A 16,362-nucleotide genomic window follows, 5' to 3' on the forward strand; every position below is an offset into this window, starting at 1 on the left:
ACATATGGCCGCGTTCAAGAAAATCCTCATCGCCAATCGGGGTGAAATCGCCATCCGCATCATGCGGGCCGCCAATGAACTGGGCAAGCGCACTGTCGCTGTCTATGCCGAAGAGGATAAACTCGGACTGCACCGCTTCAAAGCGGATGAAGCCTACCGCATTGGCGACGGGCTGGGGCCGGTTGCCGCCTATCTGTCGATTGACGAGATTATTCGGGTCGCCAAGAATTCTGGCGCAGATGCTATCCATCCGGGCTACGGGCTGTTGTCTGAAAACCCTGATCTGGTCGAAGCCTGTGTTGCCAATGGCATCACCTTTATCGGCCCCAGGGCAGAAACCATGCGCGCGCTTGGCGACAAGGCCAGTGCGCGGCGGGTGGCGATTGAGGCAGGTGTGCCCGTCATTCCGGCAACCGAATTGCTGGGCGACGACATGGACGAGGTCCGCGCAATGGCCGAGAAAGTCGGCTATCCACTGATGCTCAAGGCCAGCCACGGCGGTGGCGGGCGCGGTATGCGCGCGGTCAACGGCCCGGAAGAGTTGGAAGCCAAGGTCCGCGAAGGCCGCCGCGAAGCAGAGGCCGCCTTTGGCAATGGCGAAGGCTATCTTGAAAAGATGATCATCCGCGCGCGCCATGTCGAGGTGCAGCTCCTGGGCGACACGCATGGCAATCTGTATCATCTGTATGAACGCGACTGCACTGTGCAGCGCCGCAACCAGAAAGTGGTTGAACGTGCCCCCGCCCCCTATCTGAGTGAAACGCAGCGCGCCGAAATCTGCGAATTGGGCCTGAAGATTGGCCGCGCGGTGGGGTATCAGAACGCAGGCACTGTTGAGTTCCTGATGGATATGGACACCGAGCAGTTCTATTTCATCGAAGTGAACCCGCGGGTGCAGGTCGAACATACCGTGACCGAGGAAGTCACCGGCATTGACATCGTCAAGGCGCAAATCCGCATTGCCGAAGGTGAAACCCTGTCCGAAGCGACAGGCACACCAAGTCAAGGCGATGTGACACTGTCGGGACACGCGCTGCAATGCCGGGTCACAACCGAAGACCCGATGAACAATTTTATCCCCGATTACGGGCGTCTGACCGCATATCGCAGTGCCACAGGCATGGGCATTCGCCTCGATGGCGGCACTGCCTATGCGGGCGGCGTCATCACCCGTTATTACGACTCGCTTCTGGTCAAGGTGACCGCTTGGGCCCCCACCCCGACTGAGGCCATCGCCCGTATGGACCGCGCGTTGCGCGAATTCCGCATTCGTGGCGTCAGCACCAATATCGCCTTTGTCGAGAACCTGCTCAAGCACCCGACATTCATCGATATGAGCTACACCACCAAGTTCATCGACACTGCCGATGATCTGTTCAATTTCCGCAAGCGCCGCGACCGGGCGACGAAAATCCTGACCTATATCGCGGATATTACGGTTAACGGGCACCCCGAAACCGCAGGTCGCGCGCTGCCGCCCGCCGGGATCAAAACCCCTGTTGCGCCAAGCGTCACCGGCACACCCCCGCGCGGGACCAAGCAGATCCTGGACGAACAGGGGCCACAGGCCGTGGCCGACTGGATGGCGGCACAAAAGCAACTGCTGTTGACCGACACGACCATGCGCGATGCGCACCAGTCGCTTCTGGCAACGCGCATGCGCTCCATCGACATGATCCGCGTGGCACCCGCCTATGCCCATACACTGCCGCAACTGTTCAGTGTGGAATGCTGGGGGGGGGCAACGTTTGACGTGGCGTACCGGTTCTTGCAGGAATGCCCTTGGCAGCGCCTGCGCGATCTGCGCGAACGCATGCCCAACCTGATGACGCAAATGCTGCTGCGCGCCTCGAACGGGGTGGGGTACACAAATTACCCCGACAATGTGGTGCAGTTCTTTGTGCGTCAGGCTGCCGAAACCGGCGTGGATGTCTTTCGCGTGTTCGACAGCCTGAACTGGGTCGAGAATATGCGCGTGGCGATGGATGCTGTGCTGGAAGCAAACAAAGTCTGCGAAGGCACAATCTGCTATACGGGCGACATTCTGAACCCCGACCGCGCGAAATATGACCTGAAATACTATGTGGCGATGGGAAAGGATCTGCGCGAAGCAGGCGCGCATGTGCTGGGGCTGAAGGATATGGCGGGGCTGTTGAAACCTGCCTCTGCCCGCATTCTCGTCAAGGCGTTGAAGGAAGAAGTGGGCCTGCCCATCCATTTCCACACCCATGACACAGGCGGCATTGCCGGTGCCACCATTCTGGCCGCAGCCGAGGCAGGCGTGGACGCCGCCGATGCCGCGATGGACGCGCTGTCGGGCAACACCTCGCAGCCCACATTGGGATCAATCGTCGAAGCTTTGCGCTATACCGACCACGACACTGGCCTTGACATGAATGCGATCCGCAAGATTTCGGATTACTGGGAAGAAGTCCGCACCCATTACGCGGCCTTTGAATCGGCGCAGCAGGCCCCCTCTTCCGAAGTGTATCTGCATGAGATGCCGGGGGGGCAATTCACCAACCTCAAGGCGCAAGCGCGCTCTATGGGGCTGGAAGAACGCTGGCCCGAAATCGCGCGCACCTATGCCGATGTGAACATGATGTTCGGCGATATCGTCAAAGTGACGCCGTCGTCCAAAGTGGTAGGGGACATGGCGCTGATGATGGTCAGTCAGGGGCTGAACCGCGCCGATGTCGAGAATCCTGACAAGGATGTAAGCTTCCCCGATTCCGTCATCGACATGATGCGGGGCAATCTGGGCCAGCCCCCAGGTGGATGGCCCGACAAGATTTTGCGCAAGGTACTAAAAGACGAGGCCCCGGTGTCCGAGAGGCCCGGCAAACATCTGGAACCAGTCGATCTGGAAGCCGAGCGCATCAAACTAAGCGCGGAGCTAGAGGGGCTGAAGATCGATGATGAAGATCTGAACGGCTATCTGATGTATCCGAAGGTCTTTCTCGACTATATGGGACGCCATCGTAGCTATGGCCCAGTGCGCACGCTGCCGACACGGACATTCTTCTATGGGATGGAGCCGGGTGAAGAGATTTCAGCCGAGATCGATCCGGGCAAAACGCTTGAAATCCGGCTGATCACTTTGGGCGAAACCACCGATGACGGCGACGCAAAGGTGTTTTTCGAACTTAACGGGCAGCCGCGCACCATTCGTGTGCCCAATCGAGAGGTCAAAGCCAAGACCGCGCAGCGCATGAAGGCCGATCCGGCAAATGCCAACCATGTCGGCGCGCCAATGCCGGGGTCTGTGGCCTCGGTGACAGCCAGCGTCGGCACAAAGGTCAAGGCGGGCGATCTGCTCCTGACAATCGAGGCCATGAAGATGGAGACAGGCCTGCATGCTGACCGCGATGCGACCATCAAGGCCGTGCATGTGCAGCCGGGCACCCAGATCGAGGCCAAGGACCTGCTGATCGAGCTGGAGGAGTGAACCAGATGCGCGCGCAGGGGGCATCGAGCCCCCTGCACGCGCGCTGCCGCCCATTGGTTGCAAGACCTGCTCAAAAATAGCTGCGTACCAACGCCTCTGACACCAGCCGCCAGCCATCCGCGATCACGAAGAACGACAGCTTGAACGGCAAGGAGACGATGGCGGGCGGAACCATCATCATGCCCATCGACATCAGCACCGCCGCCACCACCAGATCAATGATCAGGAATGGCAGAAAGATCAGAAAGCCGATCTGAAAGGCGCGCGCAACCTCGCTGAGCATGAAGGACGGAACCAGCACCGAAAGCGGCGCATCCACTGAAAGCACGGCGTCTATATCGGGCCGCAGGCTGGCCAGACTTTCAAAGGTTGCATCGTCCGTCCGCGCCAACATGAAGTGGCGAAACGGCTCTACCACCTGAACAAAGGCCTCTTCCGGGGTGAGCACGCCGTCGTTCAACGGCACGATGCCGCCCTGCCACGCCGCGACGAAGACCGGCTCCATCACGAAATAGGTCAGAAACAGCGCCAGTGACACGATCAGCATATTGGGCGGCGATTGCATCAACCCCAAAGCCTGACGCAAAATCGCAAGCACTGTAACGATGAAGGGAAAGCAGGTCACCATCACCAGAATGCCGGGCGCGAGGCTCAGCAATGTCAGCACAACAAGCAGTTGCACAACGCGCACGCTCAACGCACCCTCATCGCCAAAACTCAGACTGACGTCTTGGGCCTGCCCAGCAACGCTGCCAGCGATCAGAAACACAACGGCATAGAGGGCGAGGGTCTGCAAATGATGCGCCACAGCCTTACAGCGCTTCGCGCAGATCAATGATTTCCGTCAATCGGACGCCCAGATAACCCGTCTGCTCGCCCTCGAGTTCCTGCAATATTCCGCGCGCGACGAGTTTGTCACCGATATAAAGTTCGACCGGATCATCCACCCGCCGGTCAAGAACCAGTACGGAATCGCGCCGCAATTTCAGCAGATCGCGCACGATGGGACGCGCGCGCCCCACGGATATCGCAATCTCGATGGGAACCTGATTAAGTATGCCGCTGGTCAAATCACGGTCGTCCATATGTTTGTTCCTGTCTGGTTTGCCAATTCTGGTGTTGAGCGAAGGCCTCGCGCACGCGGGCAAGCACGTCATCAAGATCAATCACCCGTTCCTGACTGCCGATGCGCAAGGATATCTGCGCCTCTGAAAAGCTGGGCTCTGCAACCAGTTCAATCTCGGCCTGTGTGCAGGACGCGATCCATGTGCCCAAGGTGCCAAGAACATTCGCGGAGCAAAGTATCTGCACCGAAGGCCGCGTATGCTGTTGGATCAATGTGTCCAACTCTGCCTTCAGACACAGCGGCAAGGCCAGTCGCGCAGCCTCTGGCAGGACGCTGTCCAGAAGGGCCTGCGTCAGCGCAAGGAACGAGGCCGACAGTGCTTGATGGGCTTCGTTATAGCTAAACCCAATGGCTTGCAGCGCCTCTTGCGCCGCAATGTGGCGCAGGTCATTTTCATTGCGCATATGCTCCAATGCGTCTTGCCAACCTGCGGCATAGCCCTGTTCAAAGGCCGTCTCGCGCATTTTCTCGGCCTGAAGGGCATCAAGCAGGGGTGCCTGTTCATCCGGTTGCGCCACCTCGAACACTTCAAGCTTCAACGCTCCCTGCCTCATGAGGGCTTCCATATTGGGGCGGGTGTTATCAAGAGATATTTTCACAAAAAGTCTCGCCCCCGGCTGAGCTGTTGGCTGCGAGGGTGTCATCGATTGGCCGATCCTGCGGATCGGGATCATTGCAGGAGAACCACGGCGAGGGGCGTTCAGCGCGAAGACATCCATCTATCGCAGCGGTGAACGCCCCGGGGATAGGAGCCGCGGCGCCCCTGTAGTTTGAAGAAGCTGTGTGTTTGGCCTTGTGTAGCGCGTCAACCACCTTGTCCGGTGCCGACAACCACCTTGGCCGGTTATAGCGGCCGCCGGGGTTGTGTTTTTTACTGTCTTTAGGTCAGGTTTTTTCCTTCTTCTTGGTTGTCGTTTTTGGTTGTCGCTGAGGCTTCGTTTTGCATTTTCATGTTGGCCGCAGCGCTTCTTTGGCGAAAGCTTTGCGCATTCATCTCAAGAATGCTGGCATGGTGGACAAGTCGGTCGATGGCCGCGACGGTCATGGCTTTGTCGGGAAAGATTTGATCCCATCCACTGAACGGCTGATTGGCCGCGATGGCGATGCTGCGATATTCGTATCGCCGGGCAATCAGTTCGAAGAGCACCCCGGTTTCGGCCTGATCCTTGTGGGCATAGGTAATGTCATCAAGGATGATCAGGTCAAATTTGTCGAGCTTGGCCAAAGCTGCTTCGAGCACCAGATCCCGACGTGCGGCTTGCAGTCTTTGGACAAGATCGCTGGTCCGGGTATAGAAGACCCTATGGCCTGCTTCGATCAGGGCATGGCCAATGGCACAGAGAATGTGGGTCTTGCCCGTGCCGGAGTTGCCAATGGCGATCAGGTTTGCGCCGCCGTCCAACCAATCTCCCGCAGCCAGAGCTTCGACCCGGGCGCGTGGTAAGGTAGGCAGAGCTTTGAAATCGAAGGTTGCCAAAGTCTTTCCAGCTGGGAGCTGGGATTCATTCAGATGACGGCGCATGCGGCGCATGTCCCGCTCGGCGAGTTCGTATTCGGCCAGCACGGCCAGGAAGCGCGCAGCCGGCCAGCCTTCGGTATCGGCTCGTGTGGCGATTTCCTGCCATAGCTTGTGGAAGCTGGGTAAGCGCAGGGCGCTCAGCATGCTGGGCAGCGTGTGGATGTCGATCTCCCGGGAGGTCATGCGCGTACCTCCAGCAGCGCATCGAAGCTGTCCAGCGACGGATGAGAAACCACAACATCCTTTGGCAGCACCGCGTGTTTAGGGGTGAGCTGTGTCGCGAGCGTCTTTGGGTCCGGTATCAAACCAGAGCCGAGATCGTCAGCAAGAAGACGTGCCAATTCCGCTTCGCAGGCTTGATCGTGGGCAATAAAGAGCAGAGCGACCATGCGGCGGCAGGCGTCGCGTCGCGGCAGGCTGTGCTGTAGCACTTCCCAGGCCTGCGCGTATTCGGTGCGGGGGAAGAGGCCATCGCGGTAGATCGAGCTCCAAAGAGCCTGTGGTTTGCGCTTCAAGGCATGGATAACGTGGTGGTAATTGATGACATGGACACGATGGCCATCGTTACGGCCTCGGCCACGGGGATGCGTTGCGACAAGGGTGCTGCCCAAGAATGCGTCGAGGCGGTCATCATATAGATGGATGCGCAAACGCTGCCCGATGAGCTGTGACGGCGCGCTGTAAAAGATGCTTTTGACCCTGAAGCCGCCCATTCTTGTGACCGGCACGATAACTTCCGTATAGTCTGTGGTGCGCCGCGGCGGCAAAGGTTTAAGATGCAGCTGTTCTACCTCAACCGCTTCCATACGCTGTCGATTGCGCCGCGCCACCAGCATATCAATGAAACGACGATACTCGGCCACAGATGCAAAATCACGGCTGCCGCGCAGGATCAGTGCCTGTGCGATGGCCTTCTTCAAGTGACGGTTCTGCGATTCCACGGCGCCATTCTCATGGGCTTCACCACGGTTGTTGCGACTGGCATCCATACCATAATGACCGACGAACGCTTCATAGCGCTTGGTAATATCCTCACACTCGTCACGCGTCAGATTTCGAAATGCGGCTGAAAGACTATCCGTACGATGGTTTTGTGGAACACCCCCCAAGGCCCACAACGCCTGCTGGAGGTTCTCGGCCAAGGCCGTAAAGCTCTCCCCGCCCAAGACAACACCAACATGTTCCCAGCGGCTATAGACCATTGCGAAATGATAAAGCAGGTGCGGGAATAGTGCGCCTGCAATGGTCACTTCCAGCTCGGCTGCATGGGTGAAGTCGGACTGTGCCATATAGCCTGGCTCTGGTGTCTGGCGAAAAATGATGTCGCGCTCCGGGCCTTTAAGCGCGCGCCACTGCCGGACCCTTCGCTCCAGGGTTCGGCGGATGCGATCATCTGGAAAAGCCAAAGGATGTAGACCCTGGAGGTGACGCAACAACGTCACGGCCTGCAGGGCATTGTCGTTCTCCAGAACAGGAAGGATGTCATTCTCCCAATACCCTTCAAGAGGATCGGATACTGTACGCCCGTGAACAATCTTGCGCTGTGAAGGGGGCGTTGGATCTGCATCAAATCGCCGAGCGGTTCTTTCGCTGAACCCGGCACGGGCGGCTGATGTGCATTGGCTGTGATTTTTGAGGTCGGTCATGTATAATCTCAATTGCTGGTCGGTGATGGATTGATAGGCCAACCGGGGTCCTCCGTTGGAACGTAGAGGCTTCCGGCTTATCAACCCGCAGCGACCAGCACCTAACCCAAAATCATCTTGGCCGGTGGCGCTGACCTCCAGGCGGGCAAGCCCGCCCTCCGATCAGCGCCACCGGCCAAGATGGTTGTCGCTACCGGCCAAGGTGGTTGTCGCTCAACAGCCTTGTTTTGCGCGCATCAGCATCACCGAAATATCCCGCACCGGAATGTGCTTCCATCCGTAGTCAGCGCTGTGGCCGCTACATTATACCCAGTCCAAGAACGGTTCCCGCGTGCCTATCTCCTAGGCGCACTCAGATGGTTATCTGGTGACTAGCCCACAGTCGGCATCATCGGGAACCGCGTCCCGGCTTGGGGACCTCGGTGAGCCATCGCCGTCAGGCGCGGCCTATCTCTCCTTTTGCTTCAGAACTCTGATGTGAATGGGGGTGCGGTTTTTCACAGCCTATGCTGTGGTGGCCGCCACAGCATCAGAGCGGGTGTAGCGAAATTCAGCGTTGTCTCGCCACATGCGGTGCAGAACCACCCCGATCCGACGCGCCAGCGCAACTGTCGCGCGCTTCTTTCCGCGCCGTTTGGCGACATTCCAAGCCCAGGCACTCAGCCAATTGGGGCGCCCGCTATGCAACATCACCGTTGCCGCTTGATAAAGCGCCGTGCGCAGCCCCGCATCGCCCGCCCGTGAGATCTCGCCAATGATATCGCGTTCACCGGATTGCTCGCGGCGTGGCGTCAGGCCAACCCAGGGACCAACGTCTCTGGAAGATCGAAATCGTTCAGGGTCATCAATCGCTGCCTTGACCGTCAGAGCCACGCGGTAACCAACGCCTGGCATGGTCATCAACTGACGGCAGACGCGATCCGATTTGGCATGATCACGCAGCAACTTCTCCATCCCTGCCAGCTCCTGACGCAGGGCACGGCGCGCACTCAGGATCGGGGTCGCGGCAGCTTCCAGCATAGGATTGCCCTCGGCCAGCTCCAGCACCCGCTGTTCAAACCGCCCCTTGGCCACCTGTCCCATCTTCAGTCCGAAGTTGCGCAGCACTCCACGGATCGACAGCTCAAGCGAGAGGGTCGCTTTCTGGATTGCCTTGCGCGAAGACAGCAGCGCGCGCATTTCCTGTGCCGACAGGGATTTGCAATGAACCGATCGGAACCACCCCATCTGCAAGAGCCGCGCAATCCCTTCGGCGTCGCGCCGGTCTGTTTTGATCGGCATCGCCTTCAGCGCACCCTTCACCTGCCGAGTTTCCATCAAAACGGTGGCAAAGCCAGCCTCGGTCAAATGCTGATACAGCCATTGCGACAATGGCCCAGCTTCAAGCCCTACCCCAACGACGCGCCCGGGCAGGCCACGCAAGACCCTCACCAGATCTTCGGGTTCGCTCGGCGCGGCCGTTTCTTTCACCACCTTGCCCTGCGCGGACACCACGCAAATCGCGGTGCTTGCAAGGGAGACGTCTAAACCGATATACAAATCCATGTCGTTGCCCTTTCGTATTGGATATCTTGGGGCGCGCTTCACAGCACGACCCCGTTGACACGCAGCCCAGCGTGCCAAGGGCAACGACACATCAATCAACCTCGGATTTCAATTCACAACGGTCGTGATTCGCGCCGAGCCCCAATACGGTATCTCCTTGCGTTCATCCATCCAGTGCCGCAACACCTGAACCGAATCGTCCTCGCGCGCCTCTATCAATTGGCGCATGCGCTCTATCGGATCTTCACTTGGCGCGTCATAGTCGGATGCCCGCATGGTTTCGGTGACGCCCGAATCGGAGCTTGTCGCATCCAACAGCGCCGGCGAATACCCATCAACCGGTTCTTGCGACGGCCTTGCTCGCCCCGCCCCGGACCCCGCGCGCAGAATGGGCCGGAGAACGAACAGGGCAATCACCAGCACGGCGATCAGCAAAAATGCCCATTTGATTAAGGACATAACGTCAAGTGTCGTCAAAGAGAATATGCCAGAGCTTGCCTCGGTGCCGATTGCTGATACCGGCTCGAACGGCAAAGATCGAAGCGTGATGACATCCCCGCGCGCCTCATCAAACCCGACCGCCGAGGCGACCAGTTCGCGCAAGGCCTCTAGTTCTTCGGCCGGGCGGGGTGCCCAGACAGGCGTGCCATCATCCCCAAGGGCGCGCACCCCGTCAATCAGCACTGCAACCGTCATGCGCCGGACAGCACCGGGGTTGCGTTCAACCTCGCGGCGGGTTTCCGACACTTCGAAATTTGTACGCTGGCGCGATTGGGTTTCGCGCGACTGGGCACTGCCATCTGTGGCCGCTGCATCACCGTCAGGCAGATTGCTGGCCACGGTGACGCCCTGTTGGCGGGTATCGGTGTTGTTGGTGTTGTTCTCCTCCACCTCGCTGCTGATGGCCACGCGGGACTCGGGGTCCAGACGGCGTTCGTGTATGACCTCGCGGTCGGTCGGGGTTTCAATGCTCAGTTCAACCACTGCGCGGCCATGGCCGACATGCGCTTCAAGGATACGTTCGACATTGCGGCGCAGCTCTTGCGTCCGGTCGCTCCCCGGACCTGACAGTCCGGTGTCAGATTCCGGCCCATGGACAAGCCCCCCTGCACCGTCAATGACCGACACATCTTCCGGGGTCATGCCGGCCACGGCAGATGCCACCAGAAACCGAATCGCTCTTGCCTGAGGGACAGTTAGCGCCGCAGTTGTCGTGGTGACCGTGACCGAAGCGGTCGGCTGCGTGCCGCGCCGGAAGCCGATCGAACTGGCCTGAGCGATATGCACACGTGCAGCGCGAACATGGGGACCGGCAGCAATTGTGCGCGCCAACTCACCTTCTTTTGCCCGCCAGTAGGCGGCGTCAAACATCTGCGAGGTCGTGCCAAACCCTGTGAGGGAGTCGAGCACCTCATAACCTGAATGCGCGTTTGCAGGCAGTCCGTTGTATGCGCCGTTTCTGACCCATTGTTTTTTTCGATGCGCGCGGGTTGACATGCTTTGGGTTGGCGCGTTTTTGAGCTCGTCAGGGAGTCCCGGGCGAGCTCCTTTGTGAGGCGGCAGCATAGGCCCATGGCATCAAAGCATCGATATCTTTTTCGAGATGCCCATTGGCCAGCTTTGTGTATAGGTCATGTAGATAGGCGTATGGCTCGACGCCATTCATGCGACAAGTTCCGATCAGGCTCGCGAAGCGCGCCCAAGAACGGGCACCGTCATCGTGACCTGCAAAAAGTGTGTTGCGCCTTGTCATTGCGGGGGTTCTGATCGCGTTTTCGACCAGGTTGGAATCCATGTCCACATGACCGTCCTCGAGAAAGAGGCAAAAGCCATCCTGTCGGCTGAGCATATAGGCCAGAGCCTTGCCCAGTTCGGACTTGCGCGACACCCGGCCGGCTTGGGCATTGAGCCAGGCAAAGAATTTATCGACCAGTGGACGGGATTGATCCTGCCGGACGGCCCTACGCTGCTCGGGTGGCGCCCCTCGGATTTCGGCCTCAATCTTATATAGGGCTGCAATTCGCACCAGAGCCTCATCAACGATGGGCGATCCCGCTTTCGGCTGGGCTTTAATCAAGGCTCTTCGCCCATGCGACCAGCAATAGGCCAGTTTCAAGGGCTTGCCACCCACCCGCTTGGGCGTCGCCAATGCGCTATACCCGCCATAGGCATCAACCTGGATTGTGCCGTTGAAGCCGTTGAGGATTTCTGCCGCGTATTCCCCCTTTCGCCCGGGTCGATAGTGGAACACGACACCAGGTGGGGATGATCCGCTCCAACCACGATCATCTCGCAGCACGGCCCAGAAATATCCCGTCTTGGTTTGGCCGCGACCAGGATCAAGTACTGGCGCTGTTGTTTCATCGACGTAAAGCCGCGTGCTGCCCTTAAGCAGAACCATCGCCATGTGATCGACCACAGGGGCAAGCAGTGCCCCTGTGCGTCCCATCCAATCTGACAGGACGGCGCGATCAATTGGGGCGCCATTGCGGGCCATTGCTACGGATTGCCGGTTCAAAGGGTTGAAGTCACAGAATTTGGCTACACTGATATGGGCCAGCAAGGCTTCGGTCGGCCAGCTGTTTTCCAATAGATGCGCAGGAGCTTTGGCTTGGGTCACGCCCGTGCGGCCTTTCGGGCAGGCATACTTTGGACGCACGGTGACGATGACTTGGTACTGGGCGGGAATGATATCCAGCCGCTCCGAGCGATCCTCTCCGATCTTGACCATATCGCCGCAACCACATGGACACGCGATGCTGTCGGGTTCAATCACGCGCTCGACCCGGGGCAAGCCCTCTGGAAGGGCGCGAGGCTTGCGTGGTTTGCGCGGAGCCTTGCTCTTGTTTTGGGATTTTTTCTCGAGCGCGGCCTGAACAGCCTCGATTTCCGCCTGCGTCTCGGCGATGGCGGTCTCTTGATCTTCGAGTGCCAGCTCCAGCTGATCAGGGGTCAGCTTTTCGGATTTGGGTCCGAATTTTGTGCGCCGGTAGTCGGCCACCTGACTTTCCAGCTTCTCGACCAGCGCGGTCAACGTGACAACCAGCGCACCTTTTTCTTCGGCTTCCGCCTGATGATGCAGACGTGCTGCACGCTCAACAGTGACCTCGAACTGGGCCTTTTCGAGCGCTGCTTGCTGCGTCTCGAGGGCCTTGATGACCTCGGACGGCAAGTCAGGAAATCGGCTGAGATCGAGTAGTTTTGACATGACCATTTCTACCAAGAAACGTCAGAAATGGCCAGCAAAATAACACTATAATCAGTGTATTAGTTATCCTGCCGCAGTCGGCGGAGCAACCCGTTTGGGCACCATTTGTCGCCAATCCAGACCTTCGAACAGAGCCTCGTACTGAGCCCGAGACAGCTGCATGACGCCGTCCTGGATTTTGGGCCAGACGAAGTTGGAAATCTCCAACCGCTTGTAAATCAGCACCAGTCCGGTGCCATCCCAGAGCAGGATTTTCAACCTGTCACCACGCTTGGAGCGGAACACCACCGTCAGGCCAGAATGCGGATCCAACCCCAGTTCGTTTTGCACTGTAGCGGCCAGACCGTCATGTCCCCGACGGAAGTCCACTGGTTTTGTCGCAATCACAATCGGCAGTCGCTGCCCTGCAACAATCACGACACCCCCCGCACCAAACGGATCAATTCAGCCGCGCGCGCCACAGCAGCACTGGCCGGAACGCGGATAATGACATCAGATCCAATCGTCACCGTTATCTCATCACACGTCTCGTCGCGTTCACCGTACCCTGACATGCTGCCAGCGCCCTGTCGTGTCATTGCAACTTCCAATGGCACAAATGCAGGCTCAGACTTATCGGCTGACAGGGTTGCATCACTGACTGCTGTCATGACATCCGCAGGCAGAACCAATTTGCCATCACGCGCCATCCGCCGCCAATCTGACAACTGATGTGGGACAATGTCATAGCGTTTCGCAACGTCCACAACGCGCGCACCAGGTTGAAAACTCTCTGCCACAATCTGCGCTTTCACATCATCTGGCCAACGACGGTTGCCCCGAACAGGCTCAACGAGCCCCAGCCGTCCATCGAATCCACTTCCATCCGCCATAGCATCCTCCAACAATATCAGTCAGAGATTTATCGGCCCGAGACAGAAATGGCGAAAGACCTCAAATCAATGGGACGCAGACGGCGCATACAGTCCGTTTGCCGCCATCATCAGCCGCGTTTCATCGCGCACGCGAGACGGCACATAAATCGCCCCCGCGCGCACATCATAGGCGATTCCGCGCGCCTCCAGCGACTGAATGACCTCGCCTGCCGCTGCCTCTTCCAGCCCTGCATAAAGCAGGGACATGCCCGGTGCTGTGGCAATTTTGGTGAGCATCATGATCGCCGCGAACATGGCAGCGCTGGCCCCTATTGCCAGGATACGGCGCTTTCCATCCAACGCATTCCACACAGACTGAAGCTGCTCCACAGCGATTCTCCTTCAAACGGCTTCTGCCTTGAAGGTCGTTTTCGCAGGCATCGCTTAACATTCGGTTAGTTACATTCTGTCAAAACGAACCTGTCCGAAGTTTTTGAGATGATACCATGTCCGAGATTGCCGATGCCCCAGACGCCCCCGGCCCCAAGAAGGGGAGAATGTTGCCTTTGTTGTTGGGGCTGGTCGGCGCGGCCCTATTGGGGGGCGGTGCGTTTTATGCCGTCTACTCCGGGCTGGTTCTGTCCCCCAACCCCAAGGTCCAACGTGCCGAATACAGCCCGCAGGATTTCGACTTTGTCCCGATCGAAGTCATTACCATTTCGCTTCCACCCCAAAGCGGGGCCAGATTTCTACGATTCGCGGGCCAGATCGAAGTTGCCGAGACATCGCATTCCGACATGATGCGTATGCAGCCGCGCTTCATAGACCTGATCAACACCTATCTGCACGCAGTCGATATTGACGATCTGCGGCAACCAGCGGCCCTGATCCGGCTGCGCGCTCAGGTGTTGCGCCGGCTTCAGATGATCGCAGGGGAAGGGCACATAAGGGACTTCCTGATAACTGAATTTATCCTTGATTAGAGGGCGATATGGAAATTTTGATCGATTTGACGATTGCATTCGGGGCCATCATGGCCGCCGCCTATTGCTTGCTGTTGTCGCGCCGCTTGCGGGCCTTGACGCGTCTGGATGGCGATGTGGGCAAGGCCATTGCCGTGCTCTCGAAACAGGTGGATGACCTGACCAAGGCGCTTCGGGCGGCACAGCAATCGAATACATCGGCCGGGGCCGCGCTTGACCAGCAAATCACGCAGGCCACGGCAACTGCCCGGCGGCTGGAACTGTTGATGGCAGCGGCGCAAAGTGGCCAAGCGGCCCCCGCAGCGCGTGATCGGCCAATGCCGACAGAACCAACGGGAGGGTTCGCCCCGCAGCTTGATCTTGACGCTTTCACACCTCTGCGCCAATCCACGCCACGCCCCGACTCTGACACGCGCAGACGGGTCATGCGCACGCGCGAGCAGATCGGGGGCAATAGATGAAAGGGTCGTCCAACTACCAGACTGGCCGATCCTATGTTTTGATCCTGCTGGCAAGTATGTTTTTTGTTGCGGGTCTGTCGCGTCTGGGGCTTGGGGTGGCCGAAGTGATCGCGGACGAATCGCGCGCTGATGCGGCTGAAACACATAGCCCCAGCCTGCCGCAGCTCGATGACCCCGGCGACCTGCTCACCGCCCTGCAATCCCGCAAAGCCCAGCTCGACGAGTTTGAGGCAGCGCTCGAGAGCCGCGCACAAACCTTGCGCGACGCCGAGGTCGAACTGCAACGCAATATGGACCAACTCGTGTCCGCCGAAACACGGCTTGCGGCAACCTTGCGGATGACCGAAACCGCCGCCGAAAACGATCTTGCACATCTGACCAGTGTTTTCGAGAGTATGAAACCGCCTCAGGCGGCTGAGCTTTTCTCACAGATGGACACTGAATTCGCCGCAGGCTTTGTCTCGCGGCTGCGCCCGGATTTCGCGGGCGAGGTCATGTCAGCACTCGACCCGCTGATCGCTTATGGCATCAGTGCGGTTCTGGCTGGGCGCCACGCCAGAACCCCGCGTCAATAGGCCATCGCGCCCATCACCCCCCGCTGTAAGCGCTTCTTAAGGTTTCTGTGCAAATCTGATGGAAAGCGAGCATCAGTTTTATCCGCCCTTTCGGGCTGCCCTCCTTCCAAATGATAGGTTTATCGTGTTTGCGTTAATTGGAATCATTGTTGTCCTCGTCATGGTCTTTGGTGGCTATCTTGGCTCTGGCGGAACCATGGGCATTATTCTAAAGGCCCTGCCATTCGAAATGGTCATGATTGGGGGCGCTGCGGCGGGCGGCTTCATTCTTGGGAACGACATCGGCACGGTCAAGGCATCTGGCCGCGACATGATTCGTATTTTCAAAGGGGCAAAATGGACCCCTGACGATTACCGCGATCTGCTGTGCCTGATGTTCGAATTGATCTGGCTGTCCCGACAAAACCCTGTCGCCGTCGAGGAACATATCGAAGCACCCGGCGAATCGTCGATCTTTTCACGCTACCCCAAAATCCAATCGGATGCCGAGGTGCTGGATCTTATCTGCGATACGCTGCGCGCCGCATCAATGAACTATGATGACCCCCATCAGGTCGAAGAGGTGTTGGAAAAACGGCTTGAGGCGCGCAAGCACCATGCGCTTCATTCAAGCCACGCTGTCCAGATCGTCGCGGATGCGTTGCCAGCCTTGGGAATCGTCGCGGCTGTTCTTGGGATTATCAAGACAATGGGGGCCATTGACGAACCGCCCGCGATTCTAGGTGCGATGATCGGGGGGGCGCTGACCGGCACGTTCCTTGGTGTGTTTCTGGCCTACGGCTTCGTTGGGCCGATTGCAGGGCGCATGCGCATGATCACAGAAGAGGATGATCATTTCTACCAACTGATTCGCGAAGTTATGGTCGCAAATTTGCACGCGCATCCTGCCAATATCTGTATCGAGGTCGGGCGCCAGAACACACCGCACCATCATCGCCCCGAATTCAACGATCTTGAGGCCGCATTGCGTGACCTGAAAAAAAGCGCTGCTTGAAAC

16 protein-coding genes are annotated in these 16,362 nt (G+C 58.5%); 5 read left to right on the top strand and 11 right to left on the bottom strand.

Annotation, left to right across the window (positions count from 1 at the left end):
* Positions 1-4: 4 nt before the first annotated feature.
* Positions 5-3,448, top strand: coding sequence for a pyruvate carboxylase (locus BD293_RS10840; RefSeq protein WP_142081605.1), 3,444 nt, complete (start codon positions 5-7; stop codon positions 3,446-3,448).
* 70 nt (positions 3,449-3,518) lie between these two features.
* On the opposite strand, the gene fliP is transcribed toward BD293_RS10840, so the two are convergent.
* From fliP to BD293_RS10895, 11 genes are all read right to left on the bottom strand, one after another.
* Positions 3,519-4,244 carry a flagellar type III secretion system pore protein FliP gene (fliP, locus tag BD293_RS10845; protein WP_142081607.1) on the bottom strand — a complete coding sequence of 242 codons (726 nt, stop codon included), beginning with the start codon at positions 4,242-4,244 and terminating at the stop codon, positions 3,519-3,521.
* A gap of 16 nt (positions 4,245-4,260) precedes the next feature.
* Entirely contained in the window at positions 4,261-4,533 is a 273-nt protein-coding gene (locus BD293_RS10850) for a FliM/FliN family flagellar motor switch protein (RefSeq protein ID WP_142081609.1), read from the bottom strand.
* Positions 4,520-5,128: a hypothetical protein gene (locus tag BD293_RS10855; protein ID WP_142081611.1), complete on the bottom strand. Its 609-nt coding sequence runs from the start codon at positions 5,126-5,128 to the stop codon at positions 4,520-4,522. Before BD293_RS10855 ends, BD293_RS10850 begins: the two co-directional genes overlap by 14 nt.
* Positions 5,129-5,454: 326 nt before the next feature.
* Entirely contained in the window at positions 5,455-6,237 is a 783-nt protein-coding gene (gene istB, locus BD293_RS10860; RefSeq protein ID WP_246086342.1) for an IS21-like element helper ATPase IstB, read from the bottom strand.
* A 35-nt stretch (positions 6,238-6,272) separates the two neighbouring features.
* Entirely contained in the window at positions 6,273-7,781 is a 1,509-nt protein-coding gene (gene istA, locus BD293_RS10865; RefSeq protein ID WP_425467927.1) for an IS21 family transposase, read from the bottom strand.
* A 462-nt stretch (positions 7,782-8,243) separates the two neighbouring features.
* Entirely contained in the window at positions 8,244-9,284 is a 1,041-nt protein-coding gene (locus BD293_RS10870; protein WP_142081613.1) for an IS110 family RNA-guided transposase, read from the bottom strand.
* Between the two features lie 108 nt (positions 9,285-9,392).
* Positions 9,393-10,850 carry a flagellar M-ring protein FliF C-terminal domain-containing protein gene (locus BD293_RS10875; protein WP_142081615.1) on the bottom strand — a complete coding sequence of 486 codons (1,458 nt, stop codon included), beginning with the start codon at positions 10,848-10,850 and terminating at the stop codon, positions 9,393-9,395.
* A complete protein-coding gene (gene tnpC, locus BD293_RS10880; protein WP_142079750.1) occupies positions 10,810-12,492 on the bottom strand; it encodes an IS66 family transposase in 1,683 nt (560 codons plus the stop codon). Before tnpC ends, BD293_RS10875 begins: the two co-directional genes overlap by 41 nt.
* Before the next feature lie 63 nt (positions 12,493-12,555).
* Positions 12,556-12,909: an IS66 family insertion sequence element accessory protein TnpB gene (tnpB, locus tag BD293_RS10885; RefSeq protein WP_142079749.1), complete on the bottom strand. Its 354-nt coding sequence runs from the start codon at positions 12,907-12,909 to the stop codon at positions 12,556-12,558.
* Entirely contained in the window at positions 12,906-13,364 is a 459-nt protein-coding gene (tnpA, locus tag BD293_RS10890) for an IS66-like element accessory protein TnpA (RefSeq protein ID WP_142079748.1), read from the bottom strand. The genes tnpB and tnpA overlap by 4 nt, the downstream gene beginning before the upstream one ends.
* A gap of 66 nt (positions 13,365-13,430) precedes the next feature.
* Positions 13,431-13,736, bottom strand: a complete 306-nt coding sequence (locus tag BD293_RS10895; protein WP_142081617.1) for a hypothetical protein — start codon at positions 13,734-13,736, stop codon at positions 13,431-13,433.
* A 116-nt stretch (positions 13,737-13,852) separates the two neighbouring features.
* On the opposite strand from BD293_RS10895, the gene BD293_RS10900 reads away from it, so the two are divergent.
* From BD293_RS10900 to motA, 4 genes are all read left to right on the top strand, one after another.
* On the top strand, positions 13,853-14,329 hold the full coding sequence (locus tag BD293_RS10900; RefSeq protein WP_142081619.1) for a flagellar basal body-associated FliL family protein: 477 nt from the start codon (positions 13,853-13,855) through the stop codon (positions 14,327-14,329).
* Between the two features lie 8 nt (positions 14,330-14,337).
* Positions 14,338-14,790 (top strand): hypothetical protein, encoded by a 453-nt coding sequence (locus BD293_RS10905; protein ID WP_142081621.1) that lies wholly within the window; start codon positions 14,338-14,340, stop codon positions 14,788-14,790.
* Positions 14,787-15,365, top strand: coding sequence for a MotE family protein (locus BD293_RS10910; RefSeq protein WP_142081623.1), 579 nt, complete (start codon positions 14,787-14,789; stop codon positions 15,363-15,365). Before BD293_RS10905 ends, BD293_RS10910 begins: the two co-directional genes overlap by 4 nt.
* Before the next feature lie 124 nt (positions 15,366-15,489).
* Positions 15,490-16,359 carry a flagellar motor stator protein MotA gene (gene motA, locus BD293_RS10915; RefSeq protein ID WP_142081625.1) on the top strand — a complete coding sequence of 290 codons (870 nt, stop codon included), beginning with the start codon at positions 15,490-15,492 and terminating at the stop codon, positions 16,357-16,359.
* The last annotated feature ends 3 nt before the right edge of the window (positions 16,360-16,362 follow it).

The sequence above is a fragment of the Roseinatronobacter monicus genome (assembly GCF_006716865.1).
In the GTDB taxonomy this organism is placed as follows: Bacteria; Pseudomonadota; Alphaproteobacteria; order Rhodobacterales; family Rhodobacteraceae; genus Roseinatronobacter; species Roseinatronobacter monicus.

Bases quoted from the DNA above. Each gene is read 5' to 3' on its own strand.
- BD293_RS10840 (WP_142081605.1), top strand. From the start codon at position 5: ATGGCCGCGTTCAAGAAAATCCTCATCGCCAATCGGGGTGAAATCGCC.
- BD293_RS10850 (WP_142081609.1), bottom strand. From the start codon at position 4,533: ATGGACGACCGTGATTTGACCAGCGGCATACTTAATCAGGTTCCCATC.
- BD293_RS10855 (WP_142081611.1), bottom strand. From the start codon at position 5,128: ATGAGGCAGGGAGCGTTGAAGCTTGAAGTGTTCGAGGTGGCGCAACCG.
- istB (WP_246086342.1), bottom strand. From the start codon at position 6,237: ATGCTGAGCGCCCTGCGCTTACCCAGCTTCCACAAGCTATGGCAGGAA.
- BD293_RS10870 (WP_142081613.1), bottom strand. From the start codon at position 9,284: ATGGATTTGTATATCGGTTTAGACGTCTCCCTTGCAAGCACCGCGATT.
- BD293_RS10875 (WP_142081615.1), bottom strand. From the start codon at position 10,850: ATGCTGCCGCCTCACAAAGGAGCTCGCCCGGGACTCCCTGACGAGCTC.
- tnpC (WP_142079750.1), bottom strand. From the start codon at position 12,492: ATGTCAAAACTACTCGATCTCAGCCGATTTCCTGACTTGCCGTCCGAG.
- tnpA (WP_142079748.1), bottom strand. From the start codon at position 13,364: ATGGCGGATGGAAGTGGATTCGATGGACGGCTGGGGCTCGTTGAGCCT.
- BD293_RS10900 (WP_142081619.1), top strand. From the start codon at position 13,853: ATGTCCGAGATTGCCGATGCCCCAGACGCCCCCGGCCCCAAGAAGGGG.
- BD293_RS10905 (WP_142081621.1), top strand. From the start codon at position 14,338: ATGGAAATTTTGATCGATTTGACGATTGCATTCGGGGCCATCATGGCC.
- BD293_RS10910 (WP_142081623.1), top strand. From the start codon at position 14,787: ATGAAAGGGTCGTCCAACTACCAGACTGGCCGATCCTATGTTTTGATC.